Source organism: Exiguobacterium sp. SH31 (assembly GCF_001816105.1).
In the GTDB taxonomy this organism is placed as follows: domain Bacteria; phylum Bacillota; class Bacilli; order Exiguobacteriales; family Exiguobacteriaceae; genus Exiguobacterium; species Exiguobacterium aurantiacum_A.
In genome coordinates, this window is record NZ_LYTG01000063.1 from 22,571 (window position 1) to 31,568 (window position 8,998).

Below are 8,998 nucleotides of genomic sequence, written 5' to 3' on the forward strand. Positions count from 1 at the left end.
GTATGTATCTTGGTGTCAAGGCTTTCCATATATTGAGCTGTGTATATATTTTATATACCCCGTTTTGGTGATGAACACGTTATAATCCTAAAAATAGGCAAAGGAATTTTTGGATAATGACTCTCAAATTTTGTGTTCAATTTATGAGCAGGTGACGTGGTAAATATCACAAAAACATCACACAATTCCTGAAAAAGGATGATATCATGAACAATGTGTGAAACGTGTAAGCGATTAACTAGGGGGGATTCATAATGAGACAAACAGTGAAACGAATCGGGATGGCGACAGGAATAATCGGTTTGTTCGTCCTTGGGGCATGCGGGACAGAAGAGGCGGACAATGCGACGGAGACGGTGCAGTCGATGGAACCTGTCGAAGCAGAATTGAACGTACCGGCGACAGCGGAAATAGATGAAGCGGTCACGTTATCGGTTCGCGTCACGCAAGACGGCAAAGGGGTCGATGATGCGGACGAGATCAAGTTCGAAGTGTGGAAGAACGGCGCCAAAGAAGAGAGTGAGATGATGAAAGCTTCGCTCACAGAAGACGGGGTCTATGAGACGGAAGCAACGTTTGCGGATGAAGCGGTCTATACGGTCCAAGTCCACGTGACGGCGCGGGCGATGCATACGATGCCGACAGCGAAGGTGACGGTCGGTCATCCAGAAACAGAAGCCGAAGCCGAGGCTGAAACAGACCATCACCAACACGCCGGGGCCGATATCACACTCGATCCAAAGCAAGTGACGGCGAATGAAGCGAGCCCGTTCACCGTCAACGTTGAAATTGACCATGAGGTGCTGACAGGTGCGGACGTTCAACTTGAAGTATTCAAAGACGGTGCGGATAAGCACGATTGGGTGAAGCTTGAGGAAACGGAAAACGGAAGCTATGCGGGTGAGCATACGTTCCCGGAGCCCGGTACGTACAACGTCCAAGTTCATGTGACGAAAGGACACGACATCCATGAACACGTCATGGAGACAGTCGAAGTCAAATAAAAAAATCGATCGGCGCGTGCGCCGATCGATTTTTCAGCTTGTTGACTAACATCAATAGAATCGCTCGTCCTTCCGGCGCCCACGCTTTCCGCAGGCAATCCCGGAGCCGCATCGCGACTTATGTCGCTGCTGGGTCTCCGTTGGATTGCTTTCCTGCAGGAGTCGGGGCGCCGTCGGACGAGCAACGCAAACGGTCGCCATCTGGCGGCCGTTTGTCTTTTTCTGAGGCCTCGATGGCCGAAGAAAAAGCCTCGGACATGTTCTTCGAACCGGTAAAAACGGGAAAAGGCAGATAAACGCCGAACCTGTCCGCTGACTAGGGAGGAACCCCATATGTACCGTGCCCACCCGGAGAAGAGACATGAACCGATTCAGACGAAGACCACCCTGGACCAAATGGTCCCGCAAGACCACCTCGTCCGAAAGATCGACCGCCACATCGATTTCTCGATCGTGCACCGCCTTTGCGCGCCGCTGTACTCGAACACCGGACAGCCCGGCATCGACCCCGAGATTATCATCAAGATCATCCTCCTCGGCCCGCTGCTCAACATCCGTTCCGTCCGCCAGACGGTTAAAGAGGTCCAGACGAACCTCGCCTACCGCTGGTTCCTCGGGCTCGGGATTGATGAGAAGGTACCCGACCATTCGACGATCAGCCAGGCCTATCGGCGCCGCTTCAAAGGGAAGGACGTCTTCCAACTGATCTTCGAGGACATCTTGGGTCAGGCCGAAGCCCACGGCTTCGTGTCGGGGCGAATCCTGATCACCGACTCGACCCACATCCGTGCCAACGCGAACAAGAAGAAGTTCGACAAGGTCGAGGTCGAGCGCGTTGTGAACGCGATTGAGGGCGAGCTCCTAGACCGGGTGAACGAAGAACGGTCGGACCGTGGAAAAAAGCGCTGAAGCCCGCCTCACCGAAAAGGGAGAGCCGGTTCATCAAGGTGAGCCGGACCGACCCGGATGCGGGCTATATGTATCGTGACCAGAAGCCGGAAGGCTTTTTCTGGCTGGCGCACCGGACGGTCGACGCCAAACACAACTTCATCGTCGATGTGCACGTCACGCCCGGGAACGTGTCAGACAGCACCGTCTACCTCGCCCGTCTCGAGCATATCCTCGGCCGATTCGGCTATCCGCTAGAGGCAGTCGCCCTCGATGCGGGGTACTTCACGACAGAGATTGCGAAGGCGCTCATCGAGCGCGGCGTCTTCGGCGTCATCGCCTGGCGCCGCTTCGGCGGGAAGAAGGGGATGTTTCGGAGGACGAGCTTCAAATATGTATCAGAAGAAGACGTCTATGTCTGCCCGGCGAAACAGCGTCCCACCTATCGAACGACAGACCGACACGGGTATCACCACTACGCCTCCGACCCCGCCGTCTGTAAGAACTGCCCGCTTCTCGAGAAGTGTACGTCCAATCGTGCCCACCGGCGCGTCATCACCCGTCATCTTGATGAAACCTATCGCGAATTGGTGAACCGGAACCGTCTGTCCGAATCCGGACGATACCTCTATCGTCTCCGGCCGCAGACCGTGGAGCGCTCGTTCGCCGACGCGAAAGAGCTTCACGGGCTCCGCTTCACGTTCTACCGGGGGACCGAGAAGGTCCAGTGCGCCAACCTGGTGGCAGCCACCGCACAAAACATGAAGAAATTGGCCAACCTGTTGGCCGAAAAAGACCGTCTACATAGCATTTCTTCAATTTTATGCCGGGCAGAGCGCCTCGAGCTCGATGAACACAAAAAGAGACGAACCAAATCGCGATGGGCGATTTGGTTCGTCAACAGCCTGAAAAATCGATCGGCGCGTGCGCCGATCGATTTTTATTATGCGTTTTGGTAAAGTGATTCGACTTGTTGTTGAAGCGATTCGTTCTCGAGGAACTGGTCGTACGTCGCTTCTTTGTCGACAATCCCGTTCGGCGTCACTTCGATGATGCGTGTCGCAATCGTCGAGATGAGCTGATGGTCATGTGAACTGAAGAGGAGTACGCCTTTGAACGTCTCGAGTCCGTTGTTGAGAGCTGTGATCGATTCGAGGTCCAAGTGGTTCGTCGGATCGTCAAGGACGAGCACGTTCGAGTTCGAGAGCATCATCTTCGAGAGCATGCAACGAACTTTCTCTCCCCCTGAGAGGACAGACGCTTTCTTCATGACTTCTTCGCCAGAGAAGAGCATACGGCCGAGGAAACCACGGAGGAACGTATCTGACTCGTCAGCTGGCGAGAACTGGCGTAACCAGTCCAAGATGCTCTTATCTGAGCCTTCGAAGTATTCCGAGTTGTCTTTCGGGAAGTACGACTGGATCGTCGTCACGCCCCATTTGACCGTACCCGTGTCTGGCTCCATCTCACCCATGAGGATCTTGAAGAGCGTCGTGATGGCGACGTCGTTGCGACCGACGAAAGCGACTTTGTCCATCTTGTTCAATGAGAACGTGACGTTGTCGAGTACTTTGACACCGTCGATCGTCTTCGAGACGTTGTCGACGTACAAGACGTCATTTCCGATTTCACGTTCCATCGAGAAACCGACGAACGGATAACGGCGTGATGACGGACGGATGTCATCCAGTGTGATCTTATCGAGCAACTTTTTACGCGACGTCGCTTGACGCGCCTTCGAGGCGTTCGAGCTGAAACGAGCGATAAAGTTTTGGAGCTCTTTGATCTTCTCTTCTTTTTTCTTGTTCTGGTCGTTGGCCATGCGCGATGCGAGTTGGCTCGACTCGTACCAGAAGTCGTAGTTCCCGACGTACAGCTGAATCTTACCGAAGTCGAGGTCAGCCATATGTGTACAAACTTTGTTCAAGAAGTGACGGTCGTGGGAAACGACGATGACTGTGTTCTCGAAGTTGATCAAGAACTCTTCGAGCCATTGAATCGCTTTGATGTCAAGTCCGTTCGTCGGCTCATCGAGGAGCAAGATGTCTGGCTTACCGAACAACGCTTGGGCAAGGAGTACCTTGACCTTCTCGCCACCCGTGAGCTCGCTCATGAGTTTATGGTGCGACGCGTCAGTGATTCCAAGACCTTGAAGCACCGTTGCGGCTTCCGACTCGGCTTCCCAACCGTTCATCTCAGCGAATTCACCTTCGAGTTCAGCGGCACGCATGCCGTCTTCGTCAGAGAAATCTTCTTTCATATAGATTGCATCTTTTTCTTTCATGACTTGATACAAGCGCTCATGGCCTTTGATGACTGTTTCAAGCACAGCCTGGTCTTCGTACGCATAATGGTCCTGTTTAAGGACGGCGAGACGTTCGCCAGGTGAGAAGCTGACGTCACCCGTTGACGTCTCTTGCTCACCGGCAAGAATTTTCAAGAATGTTGATTTACCGGCACCGTTCGCGCCGATCAAGCCGTAACAGTTGCCTGGTGTGAACTTGATGTTCACGTCTTCGAACAACTTGCGGCCACCGAATTGAAGACTTACGTTATTTACTGTAATCATGTATAGAATACCTCGTTTTTCTGATTTGTTTACGACGTGTATTGTATCACGTTTTTTAAAAACGCGCAGTCGCGGGTAAATATGAAACAAATGTGGAACAGATTCGTATGAATGGATAAGGGGGAATCGCTCATGAAAACATCACTATCGATCCGTGAGGCGTGGAACGACTACTACCGCAAAGATTTCGTCCGACTGTTGCTCGTGTTCTTCGTGACAGGCGTCGTCTCGTATTGGTTATTCCGCACGTTCGTCGCGGCCGAACAAGTCGACGAAATTTTAGCCCAACTCGGCGAATCGTTTGAAGCGAGCGGGCTGACGTTCGACTCGAGCGCACGCGACACGATGATCGCCTTGTTCGTGAACAATACACGTGTCACGTTGCTCGCCTTCTTGCTCGGAGTGATCCCACTCTTCATCCCCTATGTGTTCGTCGTCATCAACGCCGCCGTCATCGGCCTCGTCGCCATGCTCGTTGGTTTCACGGGCGAGTCGGTCATCAAAGTGCTCATTCTCGGGATTTTACCGCACGGCGTCACCGAGATCTCGGCGATCCTGCTCGGGGCGGCGATGGGACTGTCGCTCAACCGTCATGTATGGAAGAAGTTACGAGGAAAAGAGACGGACGTCACGTTCAAAGCGCTATTGCTCGCAGGGTTCAAGACGTTCTTATTTATCGCGGTACCGCTCCTCGCTGTCTCCGCTGTCATCGAGGCGTACGTCACGCCGCTCTTGCTACAGTGAACTTACTGCCGTATCAGACCGCTTGACCGTCGTGTCGAGCTCGAACGTCACGTTGCCAGCCAAGGCGCGTGAAATCATACAGCCGTCTTTAGCTTTCTTAGCAATCCGTTCGACGAGCGTGATATCCCGGTCGGTCGCCGCAGCGAGGACGTTGATCACGGTTTTATAACGGATCGTCTCGTATGTGAACACGCCGTTCGTCACGTCGACGATACCTTCGGCGTCGATCGTGATGCCTTGATGGGAAAGATCGCTCCGTCCAAGCATGGCCGCGAGCGTGATGATATAGCACGTCGCTGCAGCTCCGAGGAGCATCTCGTCGGGATTTGTCCCGATACCAGGTCCGTCCATTTCCGGGGGGATCGAGATTTGCGTCTTTAACCGTTCGGCCTCAATCGTGCCGACGTCGTTACGTCCACCGGTCCAGTCAAGGTTCATGTGAAACGTATACTTCATAAAAATCGCCTCCAATGTCTCTAGTGTAGAAGAGAATGATTGGAGGCGCATGTGTTATGCTCGAGCGCGTTCGGCGAACGTGCGGAGCGTCTGGATGATGACGTGTGTCGCTTTTTCCATATTGTTGACGGAGACGTACTCGAACTTGCCGTGATAGTTCTCGCCGCCAGTGAAGATGTTTGGCGTCGGGAGGCCCATGTACGACAGTTGCGAGCCGTCCGTCCCGCCGCGGATCGGTTCGATCACCGGTTCGATCCCGAGCTCGCGCATGACGTCGGCGACGGTGTCGACGATGTGTTTGACCGGCTCGATCTTCTCGGCCATGTTGTAGTACTGGTCGTCCATCTTCAAGTCGATGCGTGCCTCGCCGTATTTTTGTTTCCATTCGGCGACAAGCTTCTCGAGCAAGACTTTTCGGGCCTCGAACTTCGTCCGGTCGTGGTCGCGGATGATGTATTGGAGAACTGTCGTCTCGACATCACCCGAGAATCCGTTCAAGTGGAAGAATCCTTCATAATGGCTCGTATGTTCCGGTGCCTCGTCGGCCGGAAGGCGGTTATGGAACGCCATCGCCAGTTTCATCGAGTTGACCATCTTGTTCTTGGCGCTACCCGGGTGGACGTTCGTGCCGTGGAACGTGACGGTCGCTCCGGCAGCGTTGAAACTTTCATACTGAAGTTCGCCAAGCGGACCGCCGTCCATCGTGTAGGCGAAGTCAGCGTTGAAGTGGGCGACGTCGAACTTATGTGGCCCGCGACCGATCTCTTCGTCCGGTGTGAACGCAATCCGGACCGGTCCATGTGGGATTTCCGGATGCGCCAGTAAGTATTCGACCGCCGTGACGATTTCCGCCATGCCGGCCTTATCATCGGCACCGAGCAGCGTCGTTCCGTCCGTCGTCATGAGCGTATGGCCGACGTAATCATCAAGTTCGGGGAAGTCACGCGGTGACAAGATAACATTGAGTGTCTCGTTCAAGACGATATCGCCACCCGCGTAGTGTTCGACGAGTTGCGGATTGACGTTTGTGCCGGTAAAATCGGTCGCCGTATCGACGTGAGCGAGCAGCCCGATCGTCGGCACGTCATGGTCGACGTTACTCGGCAACGTCGCGAACAAGTAGCCGTATTCGTCGGTCTCGACGTCCTCGAGCCCAATCGCCTTCAGTTCGGCCTCGAGATGGCGGATCAAGTCCCATTGTTTCGCCGTCGACGGCGTCGTCTCACTCGTGAAGTCAGATTGGGTATCAATCTTTGCGTAGGTCATTAATCGTTCAATCAATTTTGCTTGCATGGTAGACCTCCTCTAACGAATCATTACTTATTTAGTGTAGCATGAGAGCTGTTTTGAAAAGTATCAAAATTGTTTGACAACAAACAGGGAGACGCCGGGGCGTCTCCCTGCCTTGCAACTAAAATAGGAAAGGTAATAGGAGCGGCAACAAGAACGACGTGAGAATGGCGGTCAATCCCATCGCGGCGCCACCCGTCGCGCCTGAGAGCGGATGTTCGGTCGCGGCTTGGGCCGTCCCGATGCCGTGGCTGATCGTCCCGAGAGCGAGTCCGCGCGTGAACGGGTCGGTCACGTTGAACATAGAGAGAATCACTGGGCCGAGCATGGCGCCAAGGATGCCGCAGGCGACGGCGACCGAAGCGGCGAGCGCGGCGTCACCTTGCAACTGTCGTGCCAGTTCGAGCGCGATCGGTGACGTCACCGATTTGACGGACAAGGCGAGCAAGACGTGATTCGTCAACTTGAGCGCGGTCCCGAGACCGACAGCGACGAAAATCGTCGATAACGTCCCGAGCACGATGGCACCAAGCGCTCGTTTAGCCCGAGCGAGCAGGATCGGTAAGTTGCGATAGAGCGGCAAGCCGAGCGCCACCGTTGCCGGCCCGAGCAGTGTCGTGATCGCATCTTTCGCCGGCGCATACGTGTCGTAGGTCTGTCCAAAGACGAGCAACAACAAGATGAGCGTGAGCGTGCTCAAAAAGACGACGTTCGTGAACGGGGACGCCCATTTGAATGACAGTTTCCGACTCAACATGTAGACGGTAATCGTGATCAATATCCAGAGGACGGTCATGACCCCTCACCCCGCCTTCCGGAAACGACCGCCGTCACGACGAGTCCGATCGTCATGCTGATGATCAAGGCGAGGAAGAGCGGAACGCCTTCCTCCTTTAAGAGAGAGCTATAAGACATGAGCCCGACCGCGATCGGGATGAAGAAAAAGGCGAGGTGCTTCGTCAAGAAACCGGCGCTATCTTCGATCCATTCGACGCGGATGATCTTGGTCATCAATAAGAGCAGTAACAGGACCATGCCGATGACGCTCCCTGGCACTTTTAAAGCGAGCACGGCGACGATCCAATTCCCGAGCGCGCTCAAGCCAAATAAGAGCGAAAGGCCGATAATCCATTTGATAAGACGTTGCATGTGATTCATCCTTTCGCATATACGTTCAAAACGTATGAATTCTCTCAAACTTTATCATCTAGGTCAAGATGGAGGCTATGACAAAAAAGATAACGGGTACATATGTTCGGAGGTGGTATAATGAGCTCACTACTAACAAATGAGGTGTATTTATGGAACAAACGGCAGTCGAACGGTTCATTCAAGAACAGCAAATCAAAAATGGGGCAGACGTCTTGAACGCGTTCCAACAACGAATCAATTTGAGTATGGTGCCTCGAACGACACGAGAAGAGGTGGCGATTGGCCATTCGAAATTTGGTGGTTATCCAGATTTACCGATCGGGTCGGACCATCCTGGAGAGAACTTGACGTTTTTGGCGCAATTTCGCTTAAGCGACTTTGCCGGCTGTGAGTCGGTCGAGGCGCTTCCAAAAAAAGGATTGTTGTCTTTCTTTTACGATATGGAAGAACAACCGTGGGGCGACAAGGACGAACGTCATCTTTGGCGTGTTGTGTACACGGAAGACACAGACCTTGAACGTGTCAAAGTCGGGGAGGCGCTGAACGAACGGGCGGTCTCGTTTGATGAATCATACGCACCGAACGTTGATGTGCTCGCCCATCTATTGAATGACGATCAGTTCGAGGCGTTCGAAGAGCTGATTGACGATGAGGAATTTCACGCAATCGGCGGTCATCCGAACGCAATTCAAAATGATGTGTTCGAAGAGGTTCAGGACACATATGGTGACCGCTTCAAGCGGCCGTTCCTGCTCTTCCAAATGGATTCGTCAGAAGAGCTCGATATCATGTTCGGCGATGTCGGGATTCTCTACTTTTTGATTCCGACAGAGGCGCTTCAGGCCAAACGATTCGAGGAGACCGAAATGATCATGCAATGCTATTGAACAAAAAA

8 protein-coding genes and 1 pseudogene are annotated in these 8,998 nt (G+C 53.5%); 4 read left to right on the forward strand and 5 right to left on the reverse strand.

Features of this window, described 5'->3' with window-relative positions:
• The first annotated feature begins 254 nt into the window (after positions 1-254).
• Both A6395_RS09310 and A6395_RS15895 read left to right on the forward strand, forming a co-directional pair.
• The gene (locus A6395_RS09310; RefSeq protein WP_071398802.1) at positions 255-1,004 is read left to right on the forward strand and encodes a FixH family protein; all 750 of its coding nucleotides are present in this window, start codon (positions 255-257) and stop codon (positions 1,002-1,004) included.
• Between the two features lie 333 nt (positions 1,005-1,337).
• Positions 1,338-2,677 (forward strand): annotated as a pseudogene (locus tag A6395_RS15895) (IS1182 family transposase); the annotation flags it as partial.
• 158 nt (positions 2,678-2,835) lie between these two features.
• On the opposite strand, the gene A6395_RS09325 reads toward A6395_RS15895, so the two are convergent.
• Entirely contained in the window at positions 2,836-4,461 is a 1,626-nt protein-coding gene (locus A6395_RS09325) for an ABC-F family ATP-binding cassette domain-containing protein (protein ID WP_070328113.1), read from the reverse strand.
• A gap of 132 nt (positions 4,462-4,593) precedes the next feature.
• On the opposite strand from A6395_RS09325, the gene A6395_RS09330 reads away from it, so the two are divergent.
• Entirely contained in the window at positions 4,594-5,205 is a 612-nt protein-coding gene (locus A6395_RS09330) for a stage II sporulation protein M (protein ID WP_071398805.1), read from the forward strand.
• Here the strand turns inward: A6395_RS09330 and A6395_RS09335 are convergent.
• From A6395_RS09335 to A6395_RS09350, 4 genes are all read right to left on the reverse strand, one after another.
• Positions 5,197-5,661 (reverse strand): SACOL1771 family peroxiredoxin, encoded by a 465-nt coding sequence (locus tag A6395_RS09335; protein WP_071398806.1) that lies wholly within the window; start codon positions 5,659-5,661, stop codon positions 5,197-5,199. The genes A6395_RS09330 and A6395_RS09335 overlap by 9 nt on opposite strands.
• A 54-nt stretch (positions 5,662-5,715) precedes the next feature.
• Positions 5,716-6,954: a peptidase T gene (pepT, locus tag A6395_RS09340; protein WP_071398807.1), complete on the reverse strand. Its 1,239-nt coding sequence runs from the start codon at positions 6,952-6,954 to the stop codon at positions 5,716-5,718.
• A gap of 118 nt (positions 6,955-7,072) precedes the next feature.
• The gene (locus tag A6395_RS09345; protein WP_071398808.1) at positions 7,073-7,747 is read right to left on the reverse strand and encodes an LrgB family protein; all 675 of its coding nucleotides are present in this window, start codon (positions 7,745-7,747) and stop codon (positions 7,073-7,075) included.
• The gene (locus A6395_RS09350; protein ID WP_071398809.1) at positions 7,744-8,100 is read right to left on the reverse strand and encodes a CidA/LrgA family protein; all 357 of its coding nucleotides are present in this window, start codon (positions 8,098-8,100) and stop codon (positions 7,744-7,746) included. Before A6395_RS09350 ends, A6395_RS09345 begins: the two co-directional genes overlap by 4 nt.
• A 152-nt stretch (positions 8,101-8,252) precedes the next feature.
• Between A6395_RS09350 and A6395_RS09355 the strand changes: the two genes are divergently transcribed.
• Positions 8,253-8,990, forward strand: coding sequence for a YwqG family protein (locus tag A6395_RS09355; protein WP_071398810.1), 738 nt, complete (start codon positions 8,253-8,255; stop codon positions 8,988-8,990).
• The last annotated feature ends 8 nt before the right edge of the window (positions 8,991-8,998 follow it).

Coding starts and splice junctions, on each gene's coding strand:
- A6395_RS09310 (WP_071398802.1), top strand. CDS start 255: ATGAGACAAACAGTGAAACGAATCGGGATGGCGACAGGAATAATCGGT.
- A6395_RS09325 (WP_070328113.1), bottom strand. CDS start 4,461: ATGATTACAGTAAATAACGTAAGTCTTCAATTCGGTGGCCGCAAGTTG.
- A6395_RS09330 (WP_071398805.1), top strand. CDS start 4,594: ATGAAAACATCACTATCGATCCGTGAGGCGTGGAACGACTACTACCGC.
- A6395_RS09335 (WP_071398806.1), bottom strand. CDS start 5,661: ATGAAGTATACGTTTCACATGAACCTTGACTGGACCGGTGGACGTAAC.
- pepT (WP_071398807.1), bottom strand. CDS start 6,954: ATGCAAGCAAAATTGATTGAACGATTAATGACCTACGCAAAGATTGAT.
- A6395_RS09345 (WP_071398808.1), bottom strand. CDS start 7,747: ATGACCGTCCTCTGGATATTGATCACGATTACCGTCTACATGTTGAGT.
- A6395_RS09350 (WP_071398809.1), bottom strand. CDS start 8,100: ATGCAACGTCTTATCAAATGGATTATCGGCCTTTCGCTCTTATTTGGC.
- A6395_RS09355 (WP_071398810.1), top strand. CDS start 8,253: ATGGAACAAACGGCAGTCGAACGGTTCATTCAAGAACAGCAAATCAAA.